A 24,418-nucleotide genomic window follows, 5' to 3' on the forward strand; every position below is an offset into this window, starting at 1 on the left:
TCACCAGCCCGACGCGGTGTAGACGACGGATCCGGACGGCTCGTCGCCCCAGGCGAGTTCACGGAGCAGTGCGAGAGTGCCTTCCTCGGGGTCGATGAGGTCGATGCCGCGCCGGGCGTACTCGCGCCCGAGTTCGGGGCTGACCATGCCGCCGTGGGTGGCGGACGGGGCCCAGGGACCCCAGTGCACGGTCAGGGCCCTTCGCCCCGTGCGGCCCGCCCAGCGCGTGCCGAGTTCCTCCAGCGCGTCGTTGGCCGCGGCGTAGTCGGCCTGGCCGCGGTTGCCCAGGACGGCGGAGATTGAGCCGAAGAGGACGACGAAGGAAGGTCCGGCGGGCAGTTCGCCGAGCGCGTCCAGCAGGGCGCTCGCGCCGTCCACCTTCGTTTTGAACACCCGCTGGAAGGACTCCGCTGACTTCTCCTCGATCAGCCGGTCCTCGATGACCCCGGCGGCGTAGACGACTCCGTCGAGACGGCCGTGGTGGGCGTGGATCTCCTTCACGGTCTGGAGTACGGCGTCGGTCTCCCGGAAGTCGACCGAGCGGTACCGCACCTCACTGCCGATTCGCCTCAACTCCTCGACTGTCTCGGCCACTTCACGCTGTGCCAGGATCCGCGCGGCCTCGCGCTGGATCTCGGCCGGTGTACTGCCGCCCCGGGCGGCGAGCGCCGCGCGCAGAGCGGCGGGGTCGCGGGCCTCGGCAAGGGCCGGGTCCTCGGGGCCGACGGGTTCCGGTGTACGGCCGAGCAGTTCGATACGGCACCGGGACGCGGTGGCGAGCGTGGACGCGAAGCGCGCGGTGATGCCGCGGGCCCCGCCGACGAGGACGACCACCGACTCGCGGTCGAGGCCGATGGCGGCGGCCTCGGCGGCTCCGTCCCCGGCGGGGCCGGCGCCGGAGACCGCGAGGGAACCGAGCGGGGTCTCCACCAGTTCGAGTCCCGACCGGCCGTCGGCCGTCCGCAGGACGACCGGGGCGTCACCCTCGGCGATCAGCTCACCGATCAGGGCGTCGGCGACCGCCGCGGGACCGGCTTCACGGCCAATGGCCCCTGCGGCGCCGTCCGGTGCCGGGCCGTCGCCGCGGTCCGCGGCGATGTCCACCAGGCGCGCCAGGGTCTTGGGGTACTCCCGGGCGACCGTACGGAAGAGTCCGGCCATTCCGGCCGCGCGCACACCGCGCGGCTCCGCGTGCCGGGCGGCCAGCAGCCAGCGCGGGGAGCGCCGCAGTGCGGCCCGCAGGACCGGAAAGGCCTCCGGGAGCACGGGAGTTCCGGCCCCGGCCAGCGGGTCGAGCAGGATGACACCGTCGACGTGGCCGTCGTCCTCGGTGAGGACATGTCCTGCGTCGAAGGTCATGGCTTGCGCGCCGTGCTCCGCGAGGCGGGCGGTGACCGCCTCGGCGGTGCCTCCGCCGTCGCCGAGGAGCGCGAAGCGGGTGCCGGCCAGCACGGCGGGGTCGGCCGGGTCCGCGTCGCCGAGGGGTACGGGGACGAGCCGGAGCCGTTTGGGGGCCACCCCCGGTACGGCAGGATCCGGTGGCTCGGTCTCGTCCGGCAGAGCGCTGGCGGCAGGACGGCCGGCCGCGCTCCGTGCCGGCTCCTCCCCCGCCGCCCCTTCCGGCTGTCCGGCGGGGAGGGGTTGTCGGGCCTCCTGCTCGGTGGGTGCGTCCTGTGCGGCGGGTGCTCCCGATGCGGTGAGGCGCCCGGTCAGCCATGCCGTGACGGCCGCGGTGGTACGGGCCTTGGCGAGGTCCTCCAGCTCCTCGTCGCCCATGGCGGCCGCGCCACCGCCGCCGACGCCCAGCCGCTTGGCCAGCTCGCCCGCGATCTCGGCGCGCTTGATGGAGTCGATGCTGAGGTCCGCCTCCAGATCCAGATCGGGCTCGATCATGTCGAGGGGGTAGCCGGTCCGTTCACTGATGATCTCCGACACCACACGCAGGACGTCGTCAGCGGTCACGGCGCCCTGTCCCGGGTCCGGGACGGGCTCCGATACGTGCCGCGCGTCGGCAGGTCGAGCGACGGGATCGGCCTCACCCGGCACCGCGGGGGCGGCCGCGACGGGCTCACCGGCGTTGGCGGTCCAGGTGTGCGAGGCCGGGGACGACGGGGAGGCCGGGGAGGCGAACTGCACACCCGGTGCGACACCGAGGTGCGCCAGCAGCACATCGCGCTGCGCGGCGACCATCTCCCTGCTGCTGCGCAGGAATTCGGAGATCAGGGCATCCCTGTCGGCGGGGGTGCCTGCTGGATGGCCGTTACCTGTCATCGTTACGTCCCCGATGGGTCGGGCCGGCGCCAGGGCACCGGGCAGGAGTTCGCCGGCCGCTGTGCGGACGAGCTGGCCGTCCACCGTCCATCCGGGCCGTTTCGGTGGTGCGGTGCGGCCTGCCTCCACGACATCGCGGCCCCGGAACATCCAGCCGGTGCGGACCGGCAGTCCGGCGACGGCCAATTGGGCGAGGGCGTCGAGGAAGGAGCGCATGCCGCCGCCGCGCCTGCGCCCTTCGAAGGCGACCGTGCGGTGCGGGCGGTCACCGAGGATCGAGCCGACCAGCTTGGTCAGCACGGTGCCGGGACCGGCCTCGACGAAGACCCTCGCCCCGGCCTCGTACATGGCCTCGATCTGCTCGACGAAGCGGACCGGCGCCTCGATCTGGGCGGCCAGTTCGGCCCGTACCTCGTCCGGCTCCGAGCCGTGGACGTCCGCGGTGCGATTGGCCCAGACGGGGAACTCGGGCGCGCACAGCGGCCGTCCGGCCAGCGCGTCGGCGAACCGCTCCCCCGCGCCGGCCAGCAGTGGGCTGTGGAAGGCGCACGCCACGGGGATGCGCTTGGCTCCGTGCCCGGCGTCGCGCAGCAGCCGTACGGCCTCGTCCACCGCGTCCGTGTGGCCGGACAGCACGCTCTGGCGCGGCGCGTTGTGGTTGGCGACGACGGCCTTGCCCGCGAGTCCGGCCTTGCGCAGCACCTTCTCCACCTCGCCAGGGGCGGTGGCCACGGCGGCCATGGCGCCGCGCTCGTCGCCGTTGGCCTCGAGGATCGCGTTCGCCCGCTCCGCGCTGAGCTCCAGCAAAGCGCGCGGGGTGAGGGCACCGGCCGCGCAGAGGGCGACCAGTTCCCCGTAGCTGTGCCCGGCCGCCATGTCGGGTCGTACGCCGGCGGCGGTGAGCAGGGCGTACGCCGTGAGACCCGCGATGCCGAGGGCGGGCTGCGCGACACGGGTGTCGGTGACACGCTCCCGCTGTTCGGCCCGGCCCGCTTCGTCGAAGGCGGCGGGCGGGTGGAGCACATCGGCGTAGGACCGGCCGAGTTCGAGGTAGCGGTGCAGGTCGGGGAAGGCGACGAAGAGGTCGGCGAACATGCCGGGCCGCTGACTGCCCTGCCCCGGGAAGAGGAACGCCACCTGCTTCGGTTCCGGGGACGCCTCCTCGTCGTGCACATGGATGCCGGACGCTGCGTCGTGTTCGCCGGCGAGGACCCGGCGCAGTCGTTCCGCGAGCCCGTCCAGGTCTTCGGCGACGACGGCCACCCGTACGGGATCGTGGCCGGCGTCGGACCGGCGGGCGGAGGCCAGCGCGAGGTCGCGCAGCCGCCAGGGCCGTCCCGCCGCGTCGTTGGTCTCCGTCAGCCGCAGGGTCTCCTCGACCCTGCGCAGGGCGGTGGCCCGGTCGGTGCCCCGGAAGATGAACAGCTCCGCGGGCCAGGCGTCGAGGGCGGTGGCCGGGGGCGGGCCGCTGTCGTGGGCCGCCAGCACCACGTGGAAGTTGGTGCCGCCGAAGCCGAACGCGCTGACTCCGGCGACCCGTTGTTCCGCCGGCGCCGCCCAGGGGCTCGCCTCGGTGTGGAAGACGAAGGGGCTGCCGGTCGCCTTCCAGGCGTCGTTGGGCTGCTCGATGTGAAGGGTCGGGGGTTTGACGCCGGTGTGCAGCGCCAGGACGCTCTTGATGATTCCGGCCAGCCCGGCGGCGCACTTGGTGTGCCCGATCTGGGACTTGACCGAGCCGAGGGCGCAGCTTCCCTGCTCGGCCCCGGCCCGTGTGAACAGCTCGCTGAGCACGGTGAGTTCGGTGCGGTCGCCGACGACCGTACCGGTCCCGTGCGCCTCGACGAGGCCGACGTCGGAGGGCGAGACACGGGCGTTGCGGTAGGCGCGTTCGAGCGCGGCCCGCTGGCCCTCCGGGCGGGGTGCGGTGAGCCCGAGCGATCGGCCGTCGCTGGAGCTGCCCAGGCCCTTGATCACGCCGTAGACGCGGTCCCCGTCCCGTACGGCGTCGTCCAGGCGCTTGAGGACGAGACAGGCGACGCCCTCACCGAGCGCGATGCCGTCGGCCGCGCTGTCGAAGGCGCGGGAGCGGCCGGTCGGGGAGAGCGCGTGCACCGAGGAGAACAGCACGTAGTCGTTGATGCCGTTGTGCAGGTCGGCGCCGCCGCACAGGACGATGTCGCTGGTGCCCGCGGTGAGTTCCTTGCACGCGACGTCGACGGCGGCGAGCGAGGAGGCGCAGGCGGCGTCCACGGTGTAGTTGGCGCCCCCGAGGTCCAGCCGGTTGGCGATTCGCCCGGAGATGACGTTGGCCAGCATGCCGGGGAAGGAGTCCTCGGTGAGCTCGGGCAGCTGCCCGGCCAGTTCCTCCGGGACGGTGCCGAGGTACGAGGGCAGGACGGCGCGCACGGTCTGGGCGTTGGAGAGGTCACTGCCGGCCTCGGCGCCGAAGACGACGGAGGCCCGCGTCCGGTCGAAGGCGCGCCCGCCGCCGTCGCCGTAGCCGGCGTCCTCCAGGGCACGGCGGGCCGCTTCGAGGGCGAGGAGCTGGACGGGCTCGATGCTGCCGAGCGAGGCGGGCGGGATGCCGTACCGCAGGGGGTCGAACGGGATCGGGGGCAGGAATCCGCCCCACTTGGAGGCCGTCGCGCGCTCCGGTGGGGCGGAGGTCGTGCCGCTGTCGCCGGAGGCGTCCGCGTCCCGCTCGTAGTGGATCGCAGGGTCCCAGCGTTCGGCGGGCACCTCGGTCACGGCGTCGACGCCGGCGAGCACGTTGGCCCAGAAGGAGGCGAGGTCGGGTGCCTGCGGGAACATGCAGGCCATGCCGACGACGGCGATGTCCAGCGGTTCCGGCGCCTCCGGCCCGGCGGATCGTTCCGCCTTCTCCTCCCCGAGGTGTCGATGGAGTTCGGCGCGGCGTCCGGCGAGGAAGTCCGCGGCGTCGGAGGAGACCGAGCGGTGCAGCGCGGCGATCGTCGTCGTGGCCGAGCGGAGTACCGCGACCTCTCCGGCCATGAACATGCCGTCGGTGAGCTGGCGTTCCTCCCCGACGGGCAGTAGCGCGCCGCCCTCGCCGCGTTCGATCCCCTTGCTGGCGATCCTCAGCCGGCCGACGTTGAGCCGCTCGAGCTCCTCCCAGATCCGCCGGTTGGGAACGCCCTGTCGCTCCAGCGTCCGCCTGAGGCCGGCGAAGTTCTCCGCAAACGGACTGGCGACGGCGCGCGTGGCATGCCCCGGGGCGGTCTCCAGCAGGACGGTGCGCCGCGAGGCGATGACCTGCCGCTGGAAGAGCGGCTGCACGGCGCCGCGTCCCACCGCCTCCTCCGTGAACAGGTACGCGGTGCCCATCAGCACGCCGACGGCTCCGCCCCGCCGGGTGAGCGGGGCGGCGAGCGCGGCGACCATGGCGGCCGACGTTTCGTCGTGCACACCGCCGGCGAAGAGGACCTCGACGCGGTCGGACACCGCATCCCCGGTCTCGTCCAGGAAGTCCTCGATCACGGCCAGTTGGGCCTCCCAGAGCGCGAAGCTGCTCCGCGGGCCGACGTGGCCGCCGCACTCGGACCCTTCGAGGACGAAGCGGCGTGCCCCCGCCTCCAGGAACTGGCGCAGCAGTCCCGGCGAGGGCACGTGCAGGAAGGTGGTGATGCCCTCCCGCTCCAGCGCCTCGGCCTGTGACGGCCGTCCGCCCGCGATGATCGCGTGGCTGGGCCGCAGTTCCGTCACCGCTTCGAGCTGGGCGGTTCTGATCTCCTCCGGCGCGAAGCCGAGGACCCCTACGCCCCACGGCCGTCCCTGAAGGGCCGTACGGGCCTCCTCGAGCATCTCGCGGGCCCGGTCCCCGTCGGCCAACGCCAGGGCGATGAAGGGCAGCCCGCCCTCGTCGGCGACGGCGGAGGCGAAGTCGGCGCGGTCGCTGACGCGGGTCATCGGGCCCTGCGCGACGGGCAGCGGGGTGCCGAGCGTCCGGCTCATCGGCGATCCGGGGCGCAGGGCTTCCCCGGCCTCCTCGTCCCGTACCGCGTCGCGGACGGCAGTGGCCACGGTGCGTACGGCTCCGCGGACGTCCCGGTACCGTGCGGCGAACCGGGCGGCCAGAAAACCGTCCTGACCGACGGGCAGAAGCCGGGTGCGCAGATCCTGAACGCCCAGGCGGGCGGCGACGGCGCCGGGGCTCGCGGCAACGTCCGCGGACTCCTGGCCGCGGCGGTGCAGCACCCGGTGGCCGCCGAGGACCACGGTCTCCGAGCCGTCCATGGAGCGGATTGCGGCCGCCGCTTCCTCCGGGAGCCCGGACTCGGCGAGCAGGGCGAGCTGGGTGTCGAGGACGACACCGGCGGCCCCGCCCGCCACGGCACCGGCGGCGGTGTACGGCCCGATGCCGCCGCAGGCCCAGACGGGCACCGACACGGCCGGTTCGGCAAGCAGTTGCTGGAGCAGCACGAAGGTGCTGAGTTCGCCGACCCGCCCGCCGCTCTCGCTGCCACGGGCGATCAGCCCGTGGGCACCGGCGTGGACGGCGGCCAGAGCCTGGCGGAGATCGATCACTTCGGCCAGCACGCGGTGGTCCGCCGCGACTCGGTCCGCGGACCAGGGCGAGTCCGTACCGAGGATCACCGTGTCCGGGCCGGTCCCCTCCGGTACGGCCAGGTCGGCCGGGGCGAATTGGCAACCTGCCGCCACCCGGACGCCGTAACGGGCGCCCGCCGTCCAGCGATCGGTGTCGGCCAGCGCCTCCCGCGCGCGGCGTCCCCCCGTACCGAGATCGAGAACTCCCAGCCCGCCGGCTCTGCTGACCGCGGAAGCGAGTCGTGGATCCGGTTCTCTGAAGGGACTGATGCCTATGACGATGTCGTCTACGCGCGCAGCAGCGGACGTCATGTGTTCTCCGGGGGGGCTTTGGTGACGCATTGGGGGGTTGGGTGGCGCAAGAGCAGAAATTCGGGCACCGGGATCACGGAGTTCTGATCACCGGAAGGGCGTTCGAATTCAGGGCGCCTGCTGAAGCTAGCGAGAGCGATGCCAACAGTCAACCCACGAGTAGCCGTTCACACAAGAGAAGGAGTAGGTAAGACTCACGCGCGATCAGGGCCGTCCCGTGTATCCGCACAGATACCGCCGGGGCGCCGTACGGCCGGGGCTCGCCGGGAACTAATGACGGTCCGGACGTTTCACCTCGGAGACCGGTGACGGCTACCGCGCGAATCCGCTATTCCCTGCCGCTTCACTCTCGGTGTTCGCTGCGCGAACTCCGAAAGGATCACGGCACGTCGAGTGAATTCCTCCACGCAAACCCCATGGCGAAGAGCTGAATCGCGTTCCGGCGCGATCATGAAAGTCATCGGGAAAGCGGAAATCACGCTGCCGCGTCTTCGCCGGTCCGTGGCCCCATTCACCATGGCATGTTCCTTCGGAGAGCGGCGGTTGCGGTGTGCAACGCGTTGTCGAGCATGGTGCGAGGTCGCGGCCGGATTAATATCCGTCAGGTGGCCGGGAGTCCGGACCCGGTCGCAGTGATGTGCACCGGATCGGGGCCTTTGACCGTTCGCTCGCACCGGCATCCCGTCAGCCGGTGATGCTCTGGTCGAAGCAGAAGAGGTTCTGCGGGTCGTAGCGGCGCTTCACCTCCGCCAGGCGCGGATAGTTGGCCCCGTAGTAGGCGCGCCGCCAGTCGCGCAGGGCGGGGTCGATGAAGTTCTGGTACGCCTGCCCGTTGCCGTACGAGTCCAGGGCGTGGCTCAGCTCGTGGAGCCAGCGGAGGTTCGCCGCGACGAGCGCGGGGTCGTCCTGTCCCGCCCAGGTCGTCTCGGCGGCGAGCAGGAAGCGGGCGGAGCGGTGGATGAACGCGGTCTCCCGCGGCCCGACTTCGGCGATGGCTCCACCCCACGCGAACAGGGCGATGCCCGCACCGTCCGGGTTGGAGCTCCCGGGCCAGGCGTCGATGGCGTCCATGAAGGTCCCGACCCCGCCCGGGGGCAGCGGTCGGTCCAGATAGCGGGAGGTCACGGCGTACCGGTCGCTGGGAACGCTGTGGTAGAGGAAGTCCTTGGCCTGCCAGAAGGTCCGGTCCCCGATGAGCGTCCGCTTCGGTCGGGCCGCGCTCAGGACCGGCGCTAGCAGGTCCCGCAGGTCGTCGGCGGTTCCGAAGAACTGGCCGATGGCCGACACCTCCCTCCGCTCCTCGATCTCCGCGCGGGTCCTGCCGGCGCTGCCGCCGCCCATACGGCACGAGAGGGCGTCCGGCGCCCGCAGGACCAACTCCTGGACGGCCGCGAACGCCGCGGGCGCGTCCTGCCACTTCCAGTCGAGCTGATAGACCGCCACCCGGTCCACGGGCGTGGTGCGGAAGGTGAATTCGGTGTTGACGCCGAAGTTCCCTCCGCCTCCGCCCCGGCAGGCCCAGAACAGATCGGGATGCTGCTTCTCGTCGCACGTCAGAAAGTTGCCTGCGGCCGTCACCACCGTGGTCCGCTCCAGAGCGTCCGCGGTCAGACCCAGTTCTCGGGAGCTGAAGCCGAATCCGCCGCCCAGCGTCAGACCGCTGATGCCGACGGTCGGGCAGCGCCCGGCGGAGAGCGCCCGGTCGTACGGCTGGAGCGCGGTGTAGATGCCGCTGTTCCGCGCGCCCGCGCCCACGGTGACCGTGCCGGCCTCGCGATTGAGCCGCACCTCGTTCAACTGGCCCAGATCCACCAGCAGTTCACGGGTTGCGGAGTATCCGCCGTAGCTGTGCCCGCCGGAGCGGGCGACCGGGTGGATGCCCGTCCGGCGCGCCCACAGGATCGCGGTCCGCACATCGCGGGCAGTGTGGCAGACGACGATTCCCGCGGGACGCCTGGCGTCGTACCGGAGGTTCTGCGGGTGGCCCCACTCCCGGTAGCCGTCGTCCTCGGGCCGGATGAGTGTTCCGTCCAGCCCGCGGGCCAGCTCTTCCCACGCGACGTCCGGCACCGTCCCCCGTGGCGCGGCATGGACGAGCCCGCCGAACCCGGCGAAGGGCGGTGCGGCCGCCGCCGCGGCGACTGCGGTGGCCGTACCGCCCTGGAGAAGCCGTCGTCTGCTGACCGCCGTCATCGCACACCCACCTCACGAGCGCAGTGATCCATGCGCTGTGCAGTCTGGCGGGCGCTCCGGGCGGCCCCGCGGTGAGGCGCGTCGAACCGCGGGGCCGTCACCCCTTCGTGGAGACCCTGCCCCTGAGCGGTGCAACGTCCGGCCGATGATCGGACCGCCTCCTTCGCAGCAGGACGAGATGGACTCCGAGCATCACCACACCGGTGACCACGGCGCTGTGCCACAGCAGCGCGTCCAGCCGATCCGCCGCCAGATAGGCACCGGCCGCCACCGCCGCCACGGCACAGACCGCCCGGTCCACGATGCTCTCGATGGAGAGCAGCGTGGCGCGCGGCGCCTCACGCGGGATCGCGTCGTTGATCAGCTTCCGCTGGACCGGGTACGCGAAGCCGGTGGCCGCGGCGAACACACAGAGCAGCCCCACGACGGAGGCCGCGCCGCCGATCGCGATGGCGGCCAGCGCCCCGGCCATCACCACGCTGAGCAGCGAGACCAGGTTCACCGCGCCGAGGCGCCTGCCCATCCACTGGGGGCGGGCGGAGGCGACGGCCTCGGCGACCGTCATGGCGGCCAGGATCCCGCCGTGCGAGGTCTCGGGAATGCCCTCGGCCATGAGGATCGGCTGGAAGAGGTTCACCTGGCAGATCCGCGACAGGGTGAAGACCGCCACGCCCTGCACCATGACCAGTGCCAGCCAGGGTGTGGTGCACGCCCAGCGCACCGCGGTCCGCGCCTCCTTCCAGATCTCGCCGCCCCCAGCACGCGGGAGCCTGCCGGGCCGGGAGACCAGCCGCGGCATGGCCAGGACACAGCCCAGCGAGGCGGCGGCGCTGGCGGCGCTGAGCAGATACGGCGCCGGGTGTGCGACGGCCATCAGGGGGCCGACCAGTGGCCAGCAGACGACCTTCGCCGCCAGCCCGAGCGCCCGCGAGGTCCCCTCGGCCCGCAGGTAGTGCTCGCCCGCCCCGTGGACGTGGAGCGCGTCGTACAGATACGCGCTGGCCGCCCCCGAGGTGAGCGAGCGCCCCGCCGCGATGGCCAGGAAGTGGACGAGGAAGCCGCCGTAGTCGGGCGAGAGGACCGGGGTCAGATTGGCCGCAGTCATCACCACCGCGCCGATCCGCAGGCAGTTGCGGGCGCCGATGCGGTCGGCCACGAGGCCGGTGGGGATCTCGAAGAGGCAGAACGCCACGTAGTAGATGCTCTGGATGCCGAAGATCTCGGCGTCGGACAGGCCGGCCTCGCGCTGGTAGGCGTAGAAGACCGGCATCCACCACAACAGGTTGAACAACAGCTGGAACCCGTTGTTGAGCGCGATGATCCGGCGCGCCGGCGCCGGGACGTCGCCTCGCGCGGACGTCCCGGCGCGTCGTGGGAGCCGCCCGCTCACAGCGCGTACGGGCGGATCTGGACCAGGCGGAAGCCGCCCTCGTCCGTCATCAGCCACTCGATGTCCAGCGGCCCTCCGTCGGGGCCGCTGAAGTGGGACTGCAACAGCCGCCCGGTCAGCGCGAGATCGGCCAGCCGGTCCCGGACGCCGGCCGGGAGGTCCTCGGAGGCCGAGCCGAGTCCGACCGTACGACCGCCTCCCTCCACCGTGTTGTAGAGGTACTGCAGTGGCAACACCGCTCCCTCCACCACCTTCTCCGGGGAGTCCGGTGCGCAGTTGAGGTAGACGTTGCGGAAGTCCTCGCGCTGAGTGGGGTTGCAGGTCACCAGCACACCGCCGAGGGTCGCGGGCGTGTACTGCTGGATGATCACGCCCATGTAGGTGTCGTCCACGGAGATCCCGGCCTGCCGGCGCAGATGGACGCTGCGCGGGGTGAGCAGCGAGGCCCACACCCGGCGTACGGCGTCGAGCAGTTCGTCCGTGCCGGAGACGGCGGTGATGGAGTCGTAGACGCCGGCCGCGGAGAAGCCGGGCAGGTCCTCGGCGTTGGAGGAGGAGCGCACCACCAGGCGGCTGCCCGGGTTCAGATGGGCGGGGAACGCCTCGACGATCCGGCGCGTGACGTCCTGCGGCATGGGCGTGTTGCGGATCAGGTTCTGCAGATGCAGGCAGAGCGGGTCGACCAGTTCGATGGCGTCCAGTTCCAGAGCCATCTTCAACTTGCCGATGGCCTGCTGGATGGGCGGCGAGGAGGTGAGGAAGCGGTGCTGGAGGGAGAACGGCAGCGCCACGCCCTCCGGTGCCGTGACGTTCGCGGCCACGAACTCGGCCGCGGCCCGGCGGAGGGTGTCCGCGGCCTTCGCGGGGGTACCGAGGCGTGCGGCGAGATGTCCGTAGAGGTCCGGGCGGGGCGGCCGCGGCACACCGTAGAAGGCGGTGAGATCGGCGGTACGGCTGTCCAGTACGTGGTGGAGCTCGCCGAGGTTCGCGGCCTTCGTGCCGTACCGGTCGTGGTCGGTGCGGCGCAACCGGTGCAGGGCGAGGGCGGGCGCGTCCTCCAGCAGGGGCGGTTCGAGGAGGACGCGCTGCTGGTGCCAGGACGGGGCCTCCAGTCGGGGCGGGCTGCTGAGCCGGGTCAGCGAGATGCCGTCCTCGCGCACGCGGTAGCGGACCCAGGCGCCGTCGAGGTCCTCGGGTTCGACGAGTCCCGCGAGGTCGCGGACGATCGCGTTGGGGATACCCCAGCCCGAGGCCAGCACATTGGTGTGCGACAGGGGCGTGATGGGGGCGGCATTGATGAATCCGGCCACGCGCGGTACGTCGTCGGGAACGCAGTCCATCGCGACGATGTCCGACCAGCCGAGTCCGGACGCCGCCTCCCGGTACTCCTCCGGGGAGCGGAAGTACCTCAGCCGCCCCACGGCTTCGCCCGGGTTCAGCGGGGTGCGCGTCCGGTTGCCGAAGAGCTGGTGGCTGAGGATCCGAGGCACCCGTACGTCGCTGACCGCCGTCAGCTCCTGCTCCTGGCGGTGGTTGGCGGGCTTCAGCAGCAACGGCAGCCGTCCGTCCAGCCGTTCACGCACGAAGGTGTAGAACTCCTCCAGCAGCGCGCCGTGCATGGTGTCGGCCTCGGTCGTCTCCAGGACGAGGAAGGGCCGGTCGTCGTTCTCGGGGTCGGTGTGCAGCGAGAGGATGCCCAGCAGGAAGCGCCGCTCGGGATCGGTGTAGACAGAGGCGTTGAACGCGTCGAGCCGAGCGTCGAGTTCGTCCAGGTCCATGCCGAGGATCGTCACAGCGATGTAGTTGACGTGGAACGGGTGGACAGCGGTGTCCAGCACGTGCCAGGTCGAACGCTCGCGGTCGACGATGACCTTGAGATACGGGTGTCCGGCCAGGACCCCGGACAGCCGCCGGAACATCGGCAGCGACAGATTCTCGCCGATCACCGTGGAATCGACCCCGGCGTCCGCGGAGCCCGAGCGTGCGCGCAGACCCGTCATCGCCGGCCCTCCCCGTTCCCGCCGGCGGCCGGGAGCACCCGGGGCATGGCATCGACCAGCGCCTCGAAGTCCCGTACGACGGTGACCGGGTCGACCGCGTTCAACAGGCACAGCGCGGCCATGGTGTTGGCACCGGCGGCAGGGTCGTAGACCGGAACCGGCGTACCGTCGGTCAGGGAGTGCTCGCTCACCACCGACAGCCGGCTGCCGTCACTGACCAGCGACGGCCAGTCCACCGCGGGGAAGTCCCACAGTCTACGGTCGGGCCACGGGTCGCCGTGCGCGTCCACGGCGAGGACCACCAGCGAACCGGCCGCGCCCCGGGAGTCCTCGCGGGTGAGGATGCCGGGCGGCCAGGAAACCGTACGGCCGAGCAGGTGGGCGATGAGCATCCCGACGAGGTCGAGGCCGAAGACCTCCTCGATCTGGGGGACGGTCATGGCACCGCCGAACCGGGCGGCGGTCTCGATCACCCACATCTCGCCGTCCTTGCCGAGCTTGATCTCGGTGTGCGTACCGCAGTTCTCCAGCCCGAGGGTGTCCACAGCGGCCCGGGAGAGGTCGACGATCCGCTCCTCGACGGCACGCGGCAGCGCGACGGGGGTGATGCTCGCGCGCTCGGTGAACGGGGCGATGGTCGGGAGGCGCCCGCTGAGGCATATCGGGTGGTAGACGCCGCCGGCCACGATGCCCTCGACACTGACGTAGTCGCCCCAGCCCTCCTCGGTGAACCAGCCTTCGGGCGTGCCCCGGACGATCTCCTCGACCAGGAAGTCCTCGCCCGCGTCGGCCACATGGAGCTCGGCGAACCCGAGCTGCTTCGACTCCTCCATGACCCGGCGCGCCCGCTGCCAGGCGGCGTCCATCTCCTCCGGGGTCCGGATGATCTGATGGGCCGTCGACCCGGCGCTCCAGGCGGCCTTGAGAAGCATCGGGAAGGGTATGGTGCGCGCCGCCTCCTGCAAGTCACCGGGGGTGAGGACATGGCGGAAGCGGGGCTGCGGCACGCCTCGCAGTTCCCAGGTCCTGCGCATCAACCGCTTGTCGCGCGCGAGGACGCTGTTGGGGCCGGCGCCGGCGAGGCCCAGCTCCGCGCAGGCGGCGGCGACCGCGACGACGGCGTACTCGGAGAGGGTGGTCACGGCGTCGGCGCCGACGGACTTCGCGCGCTCCACGATCAGTTCGACGAGATCCTGCTCCCCCTGCGGCGAGGGGAAGGTGACGGATGCACACAGGCGCGCGCAGACGTCCTTGGAGGAAGCCGGGGGTTCACTCAGGGCGAGGAGGTGCACCTCCGCCCGAGCGGCGGCCTTGGACAGGGCGTACTCCAGCGGCGGCCCGCCTTTGGCGTAGACGAACAGCACGGTGCTCATGGGAATCCGACTCCTTGGTCCGGTGGGCGACAGGTCGGCGGTCCGCAAGGACATAACGGACGACTGCGCATCGCGCGGGACGCCTCCGGGAAGGACGCATCCGGGACACGCATCCGCGAAGCCCGTCCGCTCCGCCGACTACTCAAGCGAATCAGTCGGCAACAGCCCGTGGTCACGGGGAACATGACGGGCACTCAGGCAAATGCCTGAATACGGGCCGCCCCGAGCGTTCCGTTCCGGTCCTCCGCCGTGCCCGTGCCCGCTGCCCGACTTCCGCCCTCCGAGGGCCGGTTCGCCCGCCTGACGTGGCGTGATGTCGTCAGGCCCCGGTGACCGCGGCGCCCGGACGGGAATACCGTGGACACCATGGAGATGACACGCCCAGGCACCGGCGGTGGCCCGTACCACAGGGAGGCACTCCTGTGGACGGGATGAGCCTCGGCACCCTTCTGGCGCAGATGCCCGTGGCCTGGTTCGAAACCGGCCCCGACATGCGGCTCATCGACAGCGGCGGCGGTGCGCTCCAGGACGCCGATGCCGCCCAGCAGTTCCTGAAGAGCCTGCGGAGCGAGTGCGAAAAGCTTCGCGGGAGCGAAGTCGGCCGCTGGCAGACGCAGTTCCGCGGCAAGGTCTTCGACGTGACGGCCTGCCCGCGGCGGCGCACCGACGGCAGCCTGGTCGGCCTGCGGGGCATGGCCATCGACGTCACCGGGCACGCCACCGACCGCAGGCGCTACGACGCGTTCGCCGCGTTCGCCCCCGCCGCGGCCTTCATCCGCGACCGGAACGGCCGCTATCTCTGGGTCAATCACGCGTACGCCCACCTCTACGACACCACGCCGGACGCCATCGTGGGCCGTACCGTCGCCGACCTCGACCCGCCCGAGGACGCCGCGCTGTTCCTCGCCATGGACCGCGAAGTGCTGTCCGCGGGGAAGCCCGTCCGCCACAGCCTCACGTACCACCACCCCGACGGCACGCCCGGCCGGGCCGTCGGCCACCGCTTCCCCGTCAAGGAGGAGTCCGGTCCCTGCGTCGCGGGCATCTACGCCGACATCACCGACTACACCCGCACTCTGAGCGAACGCATCGCCGCCGAGGCGGACCTCCAGGCCCTCCGGGACCAGAGCGGGCTGCCCTGCGTACTGCTCTCCGCGGGCGGGCGCATACGGCAGGCCAGTACGGCCGCCGCCGATCTCCTCCATGTCACGGTCCCCGACCTCATCGGCCGGCCCGCCCACACCTTCCTCGCCGCCGAGGGCGATCTCGGCGTGCTGCACAGCCGCTGGAACGACCTGATCGCCCGCCGCCGGCGCCGCATACGGACCAGCGCGGCCTTCATCGACGCGCGCGGCTTCCAGTGGCGGGGCAAGCTGCTCCTCACCCCGGTCGGCCGTACGCCGTCACGCGCCCGCAGGGTCTGGGCCGTGCTCACCCACCAGAGCCTGCCGCACCAGCCGCTGCCCCCGCTCACCCCGGCGCAGATACGTATCCTCTCGCTGCTGGCGGCCGGGCAGAGCAATGCGGAGATCGCCGCGGCCCTCCATCTGTCACGGCAGACCGTGGACTACCACCTCAGCCGCCTCCGGGACCTGCTGGACGCCCCCACACGACCGGCGCTGATCAGCCGCGCGTACGTGCTGGGCATCCTCGACCCCCAGGCCTGGCCCCCGCGTTCGGCCACCGCGCACCACCGGCTCAGCCCCGCCTGAGCCCGACCCGAGGTACGCGCCGGTCCGGGTGCGGGAGCGGGGGGCGGGGGCGGGAGCGGGGCGGGGGCGGAGAGCTGCGCTCAGGGCATGCGGGCGGCCGGAGCGAAGATGCCCTCGGGGTCGTAGGACGCGCGGGTGTGGTCGACCCGCTTCTCGTGCGGCCCGTATACGGCGTCGACCAGTTCCTCGGCGTCCTCCCCGAATCCGGCGAAGTTGATGTACGCGCCTCCGCTGGAGTACGGCTTCAGCGCATCCCAAGCAGCTCGTGCCCATCCGATCGCCGTGTCGTCGAAGGCCGGGTCGGACCAGCCCGCGTCGAAGCTCACATTGAAGCGGGCGGAGCGGTGGGCGAACGCCGTTTCGTCCTCCGGGACCCGGCCGACGGCGCCGCCCAGGGTTCTGAAGACGATCAGCGTCTGCGGGGTGGGCCGCTCTGCGTCGCTCGCGAGTACGACCCTGATGGCCTCGTCGGACAGCTCCTCCGCGAAGTGCGACTTCATGAAGTACCGCTCGCCTGGCGGGAACATCGGGTCCTGCGCGCTCTGCGCCATGACGAACGGCATCGGTCCGCTCAGATCCGCCAGTGGCGGCGCGAGCTGTCGCAGCGGCGCCAGCACCGTATCCGCCTCCGGTCCCTGGGGCCCCGCGTGGACACCGACAACGAAGACGACCTTCTTGCCGTGCAGTTCCTCGGGGAGGGCCGGGTCCGGGGGGACACTCCAGAGGGCGAGTTCGGGAGAGACCGTCTCCGGGGAGGCCAGGGCGGCCTCGCGCCAGTTCTTCACGACGGTCTCCGCATTCTCGTACGGGTAGATGACCTGTGCCGTGGCGACCTCGGGACCCAGCGGGTGCAGATCGAACTCGAAGGACGTGACGACGCCGAGGCCGCGTCCGCCACCACGGGCGGCCCAGAACAGATCCGGCTCCCGGTCGTGACTCGCCGTACGCACCATGCCGTCGGCTGTGACGATCTCCATGGACCGAAGGTTGTCGCAGCTCAGCCCGAAGGCGCGCATCAGCACGCCCATGCCGCCCCCGAGGGTGAGCCCCGCAACGCCGGTGATCGAGATCTCCCCGCCGGGTGTGGCCAGGCCGAAGAGCTGTGTCTCACGGTCGAGTTCGCCCCAGGTCACACCGGCCTGCACGTGTGCGGTCCGGGCCTCGGGGTCGACGTACACGCCCTTCATCCGCGACAGATCGATGACCAGCCCGTCGTCGCAGACGGCGCTACCGGCCACCTGGTGCCCGCCGCCGCGGATGGAGACGACGGGGCGCTGCTCGCGCGCCGCGGTCACCGCCTCGACGACGTCGGCGGTGCCGGTGCACCGTGCGATCACCGCGGGGTGCCGGTCGATCACCCCGTTCCATACGCAGCGGACCTCGTCGTACTCGGGGTGCCGGCGGTCGATGATCTCGCCGCGCAGCGCGGCGCCGAGGCGGTCCGCCAGCGCCCGCTCGTCGATGGCCGATGGGGTTGCACGGTCTGTGTCCGGCATGGGGTCACCTCGTGGGCAGGTTCGACGGCCGTTTTCCTCGGCGCCACTGCCCCCCCTTCTCTCCACGCTAGGCGGGCCGGGTAAGGCCCGCATGCGGGAAGATGAGGCGGACGCCTGCCGGAACCGCGCTCGGCGTGCCGCGAGGTCTCGGCCCGTGCCGGCCCTCTCCTCAGTTCCTCCCGGACCGCATCCCGGAACCTCCCGGGCGAACTCTCAGAACATCGTGTGCGGGTTGGCCGAGTCGGCGGGGATGGGCTGCAGGACGTGACAGTGCTCGACGATCTTGCCGCGGTCGTCGAAGCGGAAGATGTCCATACCTGCGTACTCCTGGCCCGGCCAGATCTGGTGGCAGTGCAGGACGACGTGCCGGCCCTCGGCGATGGCACGCTTGAACTCGACACGTTTTCCGGGAAATGCGGCGGCCATGCGCTCGAAGTAGTCGACGAAGTCCGCTCTGCCGTCCTTGCCGAGCGGATTGTACTGGACATAGGTGTCGCCGATATAGGCGTCATAGGCTTCCGCCGGCTTGCACTGATTGAACAACAGGTCGTAGAAGGCTTTTGCCGCGGCCTTGTTCCGTTCGAGATCGTTGTCGGCCATGCCGGCCACCGTACGCATACCCGGGCCATGAATGAAGGGCCGGTTCGAATTCTGTCCGGCATCGGTGAATTCCCGGTCGCGGCGGCGCGCATCATCTCCATGCTCCCGGCCGTGTCCACTTGTGACCATAGGTGCCGGGACTCCGTGCTCAGGCTCCGTCCGACCCGGGTGCCGCGCGTCCGCGGGCGGAGTCGCGGAAGGCGGCAGGGGTCCGTCCGGTGTGCTTGTGGAAGTACTTGCCGAAGTTGGTGGCGCTGGAGAAGCCCAGCTGGGCGGCGATCCGGGCCGCGGACAACTCGCTGTGCGCGAGCATGCGCCTGGCCTCCAGGACGACCCTGCGGTCGATGAACTCCTTGGCTCCGACACCGGCGGCGGCGAGCGTGGCCCGCGAGAGCGTACGGGAGGAGTAGCCGAGCGCGCGGGCATAGTCCTCCAGCCGACGCGAGTCGGCGAAGCCCCGCTCCACCGCGTCCCGGAAGCGCGCGTACGCCGTGCCGGGCCCGGACGCCGTACCGCCCGCGGGCCCGGTGAGGTGCGCCAGGCGCAGGACGAGCACGGCCAGCAGATGGCGCAGCACCGCCACATGGACGTCCACCGGCATGCGTATGGTCCCGCGGAACTCGCGGTCCAGGTGATCGGCGGCAACACGCAGCGCCTCGCCCTCGTCGCCGACGGGCGTCCGTACGACCGGGGCGTACGGTTCGTCGAGGCGGGCCGCGGCCGCGGTGGCCGGATTGGGGAAGTCCCGTTCGAAGAGGATCAGCCGGCCCTCGGCGCCGGCGGTGTCCCCCCACTGGTGGACCTGGCCGGGCCGTACCCAGAGCCATGATCCGAGTTCGAGCCCGTACCCGGCGAAGTCGACGGTGTGCCGCAGGGATCCGTCGGTCAGCGTGACCAGGACATGGAAGTCGTGCCGGTTGGGGCCCGCGAGCTGTTCCGGCCGGGTACGGGAGCGCAGCTCGGCAAGCGAGAGGACCTCGACCCCGGCGGGGGTGCCGACGGGAGGGGTGAACGCCAACTCGGGGATCATCTCCGCATTCCCCCTCGCTTCTGTCGGATTTTGACCATCGCGTGTCGCAAGTGTATCCGGTGGGGCACCGGCCCCGTGCCTAGCATGGGGCGCGGGCATTCGGGCGCCGGGAAGTAGGCCGCGGAAAGGGCCGCCCGAATATACCCGTCAAAACCGCACGCCGGACGACTCACTCGGGGACATCGACACTTCATGACAGCCAAACTCGACAGCGCGCTCGGACTCTACCTGGAAGGAATCCGCGACGGCCGTGTCCAGCAGGCCCTCGACCGATACGTCGGCGATCGCTACATCCAGCACAGCACCGGCGTCGCGGACGGCAAGGAAGGCTTCCTCGCCTTTTTCGAGCGCTTTCTCGACCGTAATCCGCAGCGGGAGATCGAGGTGGTGCGAGCCATCGAGGACGGCCCGTACGTCTTTCTGCATGTGTGCCAGACGCTCGGCGGATCCACGCGGTGGGTGACCGCGGACCTCTTCGACACCGATGAGAACGACCGTCTCGTCGAGCACTGGGACACGATCGTGGCGGGCGGGGTGACCACGCCGTCCGGGCACTCGCAGACCGACGGGGAAACGCGGATCACGGATAGGGAGCGGACCGAGGAGAACAAGGCCAGGGTCTCGGAGTTCATCTCCGTCGTCCTGCAGGGCGGTGAGACGGAACGGATCGGCGAGTTCGTCTCCGCGGACTCCTACGTCCAGCACAGCCCCCAGGTCGCCGACGGTATCGAGGGATTCACCGATTTCATGGCCGGCCTCGCCGCCGAGGGGAAGGCCATGACGTACGGGAAGGTGCACCGTCTGATCGGCCAGGGGAATTTCGTCGTCACACTCAGCGAAGTCGACCTTGCCGGAACCGCCATGGCCGTTTTCGACATCTTCCGGCTCGAGAACGGACTCATCGTGGAGCACTGGGACAGCGCCGAGCCCGTCCCCACGGCGGCCGAGGCCAAGAACAGCGGCAAGTTCTGACACCGGCAGAACGCAGGGGCCCGTTCCGGCGCGGAGCGGGCCCCTTGCGCGTTCTCGAACGGACAACGAACTGTTCCGCTCGGCCCGCACGCCCGCGCCCGCGCGCATGAGGCCGGCCTGTCGCGGCCAGGTGAACCGTGTTGGGCTCGGCCCGCACGCCCGAGGCGACCCGCACGCCCGGATGCGGCCCGCATGCTCCCCGCACGCACGACGTGGGGGCCCGGCATGCGCCATCGGTCCGGCCCGCGGCGTCCCGGACGGGCGTGAGCCGTCCTCACCTACTCAGGCACCACCAGCCCTCATGCCGCTTTCCCCTGACCACTACTCAAAAGTCATCACAACCCACCCCATACAAGGGCAGGGCCATGACAATGATGGACTCAGGTCTCAGTCCGAGCCTCGGACGGAGGCGAACCCCACCATTTGATCCAGAGAGGACCAGGATGGGCGAGCACATGAAGCGGAGGTCGTTCCTCGCCGGAGCGGGCGCGGCGGCGGGAGCACTGGCAGCCGGGACACTCGCCGCGGGACCGGCCACCGGCGAGACGCGCAGACACAGCGCCCCGGCGGAAGAACTGCCTGCTCCCGATGACTCCGGCATCGACCACATCGTCGTGGCGATGATGGAGAACCGCTCGTTCGACCACTACCTCGGCTGGCTGCCGGGGGCCGACGGCAAGCAGAGCGGCCTGCGTTACGTGGACGCAAGCGGCGCCGAGCACGGCACGCACCACCTCGACACCTTCACCGGCTGCGCGTTCGCCGACCCCGACCACTCGTACGAGGGCGGCCGGGTGGAGCTCAACAACGGTGCGTGCGACGGCTGGCTGCGGGCCGGCGGCAACGACATCTTCTCCATTGGCTACTACGAAGCGGCCGATCTGGGCTTCCACGGCCGGGCGGCGCGGGACTGGACCGTCTGCGACCGCTACTTCTCCGCCGTGATGGCCGAGACCTATCCCAACAGGATCTTCCAGCACGCCGCGCAGACGGACCGGGTCCACAACAGCTTCGACCTGGTGAAGGCGCCGACCATCTGGGACAGGCTCGCCGAACGTGACATCAGCCGCCGGTACTACTTCAGTGATGTCCCGTTCACGGCCCTCTGGGGGACCAAGTACCTCGGCATCACGCGCCACCACAGCTCGTTCAAGGCCGACGCTGCCGCCGGCAGACTGCCGGCGGTCTCCTTCGTCGACCCCCGTTTCCTCGGCGCGGGCATGGGACTGAGCGGCGACGAACATCCGCACTCCGACATCCGCGTTGGCCAGGCTTTCCTCAACGACGTGTACGAGGCCGTGACATCGAGCCCCAACTGGGAGCGCACCGTACTCGTCATCAACTACGACGAGTGGGGCGGCTTCTTCGACCATGTCGTCCCCCCGGAGGGTCCCGACCCCCGCCCCGACCTGGGAACCGGACTGCGCGGCTTCCGCGTGCCCTGCCTGGTCGTCTCCCCGCGCGCAAGGAGCCGGGTGGCGCACGACGTCTACGACCATGCCTCGGTGCTCAAGATGATCGAGTGGCGGTTCGGCCTGGAGCCGCTCACCGTCCGGGACGCCGCGGCCCGGAACCTTGCCGAGGTTCTGGACTTCTCCGCCCCGCCGGTCACCACGCCCCCTCCGCGCTACGACGTACCGTCGGTGGTGTCACCGGGCTGCCTCGGCGCCGCCCGGGAGGACCATGCGCACCAGGGCGACGGCTGGACCGAACTGCGCGAACACGCACGGGAGCAGGGCTTCGACGTCGACTGATCCATCGAGCAACTCCGTTCACCGCACCGATCAGTTCCTGACCCACCGAGACTCCGAGGAGAGGTCATGAGCCAACGGCAGCGCGCCCGCCCGGAACGACGCGCCCGCAGGGGGCCGCCTCAGCCGCCACCGACGCGGACGCCCGGGCACGCGTCCGCCTCGACGAGGCCGCGATCACCGGCTCGCGCAGGGCGGGGGTGATGACACTGCGCGCCGCCGCAAGGGAGTTCTGGCGCTACCCGTCTCCCTGGATGATCGGTGCGGTGTTCGTCGTCCTGACCGGTGCGCGCATCACCGCCGGGGACTGGCGCGTCGACGACGCATACGCCCCGGTGGTCCTGTTCGCGCTCTTCCCCGTAGTGGAATGGCTGATCCATGTCTGCATACTCCACTGGCGGCCCCGGCGGCTGGGGGGCGTCACGCTCGACTCTCCGCTGGCCAGGAAGCATCGTGCGCACCACGCGGATCCGCGGGACATTCCGCTGCTCTTCATCCCCTGGAGATCGCTGGTGTACGTGATCGTGGGCTGCGCCGCGGTCTCCCTGCTCGCCTTCCCGAGGACTTCTCAGGCGCTCAGCTTCATGCTGGCGGTGACGGCGGTCGGCCTGCTCTACGAGTGGACGCACTACCTGATCCACACCGACTACCGGCCCCGCGGCAGGGTGTACAAGGCGATCTGGCGCAACCACCGTCTGCACCACTACAAGAACGAGCACTACTGGTTCACCGTGACCACCACGGCCACCGCCGACCGGCTCTTCGGCACCTTTCCCGACCCGGCCACGGTGACCACGTCGCCCACCGCGAAGAACCTGCACGGGATATAGCCCCGTGCTCACCAAGCCCTGTACGGGGCCCCGGCGTTACGGCACCGGGAACCCGTGCAGGGCCCGGCGTTACCGCACCGGGAACCCGTACGGGATCCAACGCTGCGCGCCGGAGCGGGACGAACCCCCGTTCCGTCCCGCTCCGGCAAGGCCCCGATGTCCCTCGGGGCCGCCTTCCTCCCCCGCGGACGGCGCCGTCTCCCGCTGGCGGTCGGTGCTGCACCACCGCCGCATGTACCACGAACTCACGCCGCTGTGGACGGCACTGGCCGGGGCCTACCCGGAGCTGGTCCTGAACCGCCCCCCAACCGGCTCCCGATGGAACCGGTTCCGGCTGCGCGGCACCCACGAACGCTTCTACCGGCGGCTCATCGAGTGCCGCGACGGGCTGGTCCGCCTGAGCCCGTATCTGACCAGGGTGGCGCCGGGGGTCGACCTCGCCCGCGGCCCGGCCGACGACATCGCCCGGCACATCACGGAGGCCCTGGCGCTCAAGCCGGACGCCGAGGACCCGGACACCGCGCTGCCCGCAGCCCGCGTCGCCCTGCCGTCCGGCAACGACCTGGGGGACGACCCGCGCGAACTCATCGCCATATCCCACGCCCTACGCGAAAGGCCATAGTGAACAAGGTTCTGATCACCGCTGACCGTGTCATCACCGGTCCAGCGGATCAGGTGATCGACGCGGGCGCCGTGCTCGTGGACTCCGGCCGGATCGCCGCGGTCGGTGCCGCGGTGGCACTGGAGGCGTCGTTGGACGCTGCCGTGCCCCGGCAGTCGTACGCGGTGGCGACCGTGCTGCCCGGCCTGATCGACTGCCATGTCCACCTCGTCTTCGACGCGGGACGCGACCCGATCGGCGCGGCCACCGAACCCGACCGGGACGAGCTGGCTGCCGCCATGGCCGGACGCGCCGGGCAGTTGCTGGCCGCCGGGGTGACGACCGTACGGGATCTCGGCGACCGCGACGCGCTGACCGTGGCCCTGCGGGCGTCCATCGAGGCCGGGACGGCCACGGGAACCGCGTATCGTCGCGGCGACCGCACCGCTGACCTCGCACGGCGGCCACTGCGCGTTCCTGGGGGGCGAGGTCACGACGGATGACGACATCCGCGCCCGGATCGCACGCAACGCGGAGGCCGGAGCCGACCTGATCAAGGTGATGGCCTCGGGCGGTGCCATCACCCCGACCGGGCCGCGCATGTGGCAGTCGCAGTTCACACCGGCCCAACTGCGGCTGATCGTCGAGGAGTCCGAGCGGCACGGCTTGCCGGTGGCCGCGCACGCCCACGGCACGGAGGCCATCGCCCACTGCGTGGACGCCGGCGTACGGACGCTCGAGCACTGCTCGTGGCGCACTGCCGACGGCGTCGTGTACGACCCCGAGACCACGCGCCGCATCGTGGAGAGCGACGTCGCCGTCTGCCGGTGCGTCTCGGGCAACTGGCCGCTTTTCCTGGAGCAGTTGGGCCCGGAGCGGGCGAAGTCCATGAACGAGGTCATCGACCGTATGCGGGAGGCCGGCGTCCGCTTCATCGCCGGTACCGATGCCGGTGTACCGGGCGCCCGCTTCGACGACTACGTGGGGATGCTCGAGTTCTTCGAGGGCCGGGGATTCACGCACGCCGAGATTCTCGACATGGCCACGACGCATGCGGCCCACGCCCTCGGCCTGACGGACACGGGCAGGCTGGCGGCCGGGAAGCGCGCCGACCTGCTCGTGGTCGACGGCAACCCACTGACGGACCTGGACGCCCTCCGCCGCATTCGCCACGTCTGGACGGCGGAACGGGATCCGGTGATGTGGTGAGCGGGACGCAGACCCGGGACGGTACGGGATGCCCGCGTGCCGCCCCCGCCAAGGTTTTCAGACCTTGGCGGGGGCGGCACTGGTGAGCTCGTTCAACTCGGGCTGGGGGGGC

15 protein-coding genes are annotated in these 24,418 nt (G+C 71.3%); 7 read left to right on the top strand and 8 right to left on the bottom strand.

What is annotated here, in order from left to right; translation table 11 throughout:
• From AB0M26_RS09260 to AB0M26_RS09280, 5 genes are all read right to left on the bottom strand, one after another.
• Complete coding sequence (locus AB0M26_RS09260; protein WP_365257011.1) at positions 1 to 7,149, bottom strand: SDR family NAD(P)-dependent oxidoreductase; 7,149 nt, start codon at positions 7,147 to 7,149, stop codon at positions 1 to 3.
• A 684-nt stretch (positions 7,150 to 7,833) separates the two neighbouring features.
• Positions 7,834 to 9,342, bottom strand: coding sequence for an FAD-binding oxidoreductase (locus AB0M26_RS09265; protein WP_365257014.1), 1,509 nt, complete (start codon positions 9,340 to 9,342; stop codon positions 7,834 to 7,836).
• Positions 9,343 to 9,439: 97 nt separating this feature from the next.
• A complete protein-coding gene (locus AB0M26_RS09270; protein ID WP_365257017.1) occupies positions 9,440 to 10,732 on the bottom strand; it encodes an MFS transporter in 1,293 nt (430 codons plus the stop codon).
• Complete coding sequence (locus tag AB0M26_RS09275) at positions 10,729 to 12,732, bottom strand: PEP/pyruvate-binding domain-containing protein (RefSeq protein ID WP_365257020.1); 2,004 nt, start codon at positions 12,730 to 12,732, stop codon at positions 10,729 to 10,731. Before AB0M26_RS09275 ends, AB0M26_RS09270 begins: the two co-directional genes overlap by 4 nt.
• A complete protein-coding gene (locus AB0M26_RS09280; RefSeq protein ID WP_365257023.1) occupies positions 12,729 to 14,105 on the bottom strand; it encodes an ATP-grasp domain-containing protein in 1,377 nt (458 codons plus the stop codon). The genes AB0M26_RS09275 and AB0M26_RS09280 overlap by 4 nt, the downstream gene beginning before the upstream one ends.
• A gap of 431 nt (positions 14,106 to 14,536) precedes the next feature.
• Between AB0M26_RS09280 and AB0M26_RS09285 the strand changes: the two genes are divergently transcribed.
• The gene (locus tag AB0M26_RS09285) at positions 14,537 to 15,817 is read left to right on the top strand and encodes a helix-turn-helix transcriptional regulator (RefSeq protein WP_365257282.1); all 1,281 of its coding nucleotides are present in this window, start codon (positions 14,537 to 14,539) and stop codon (positions 15,815 to 15,817) included.
• Between the two features lie 80 nt (positions 15,818 to 15,897).
• Here the strand turns inward: AB0M26_RS09285 and AB0M26_RS09290 are convergent, their stop codons facing one another.
• The 3 genes from AB0M26_RS09290 to AB0M26_RS09300 form a co-directional block, all read right to left on the bottom strand.
• Positions 15,898 to 17,313, bottom strand: a complete 1,416-nt coding sequence (locus AB0M26_RS09290) for an FAD-binding oxidoreductase (protein ID WP_365257026.1) — start codon at positions 17,311 to 17,313, stop codon at positions 15,898 to 15,900.
• Between the two features lie 213 nt (positions 17,314 to 17,526).
• Entirely contained in the window at positions 17,527 to 17,913 is a 387-nt protein-coding gene (locus AB0M26_RS09295; protein ID WP_365257029.1) for a nuclear transport factor 2 family protein, read from the bottom strand.
• Positions 17,914 to 18,061: 148 nt separating this feature from the next.
• On the bottom strand, positions 18,062 to 18,943 hold the full coding sequence (locus AB0M26_RS09300; RefSeq protein WP_365257032.1) for an AraC family transcriptional regulator: 882 nt from the start codon (positions 18,941 to 18,943) through the stop codon (positions 18,062 to 18,064).
• Between the two features lie 192 nt (positions 18,944 to 19,135).
• Here AB0M26_RS09300 and AB0M26_RS09305 point away from each other — a divergent pair, with 192 nt between their 5' ends.
• From AB0M26_RS09305 to AB0M26_RS09330, 6 genes are all read left to right on the top strand, one after another.
• Positions 19,136 to 19,915, top strand: a complete 780-nt coding sequence (locus tag AB0M26_RS09305; protein WP_365257035.1) for a nuclear transport factor 2 family protein — start codon at positions 19,136 to 19,138, stop codon at positions 19,913 to 19,915.
• 443 nt (positions 19,916 to 20,358) lie between these two features.
• The gene (locus tag AB0M26_RS09310; protein ID WP_365257038.1) at positions 20,359 to 21,669 is read left to right on the top strand and encodes an alkaline phosphatase family protein; all 1,311 of its coding nucleotides are present in this window, start codon (positions 20,359 to 20,361) and stop codon (positions 21,667 to 21,669) included.
• Between the two features lie 200 nt (positions 21,670 to 21,869).
• Entirely contained in the window at positions 21,870 to 22,496 is a 627-nt protein-coding gene (locus AB0M26_RS09315) for a sterol desaturase family protein (protein ID WP_365257041.1), read from the top strand.
• A gap of 232 nt (positions 22,497 to 22,728) precedes the next feature.
• Positions 22,729 to 23,118, top strand: a complete 390-nt coding sequence (locus tag AB0M26_RS09320) for an MAB_1171c family putative transporter (protein WP_365257044.1) — start codon at positions 22,729 to 22,731, stop codon at positions 23,116 to 23,118.
• Positions 23,118 to 23,600, top strand: coding sequence for an amidohydrolase family protein (locus tag AB0M26_RS09325; protein ID WP_365257047.1), 483 nt, complete (start codon positions 23,118 to 23,120; stop codon positions 23,598 to 23,600). Before AB0M26_RS09320 ends, AB0M26_RS09325 begins: the two co-directional genes overlap by 1 nt.
• A gap of 4 nt (positions 23,601 to 23,604) precedes the next feature.
• Positions 23,605 to 24,306: an amidohydrolase family protein gene (locus tag AB0M26_RS09330; RefSeq protein WP_365257285.1), complete on the top strand. Its 702-nt coding sequence runs from the start codon at positions 23,605 to 23,607 to the stop codon at positions 24,304 to 24,306.
• Positions 24,307 to 24,418: the final 112 nt, after the last annotated feature.

This window comes from Streptomyces sp. NPDC051776 (assembly GCF_040681345.1).
Taxonomy (GTDB): Bacteria; Actinomycetota; Actinomycetes; order Streptomycetales; family Streptomycetaceae; genus Streptomyces.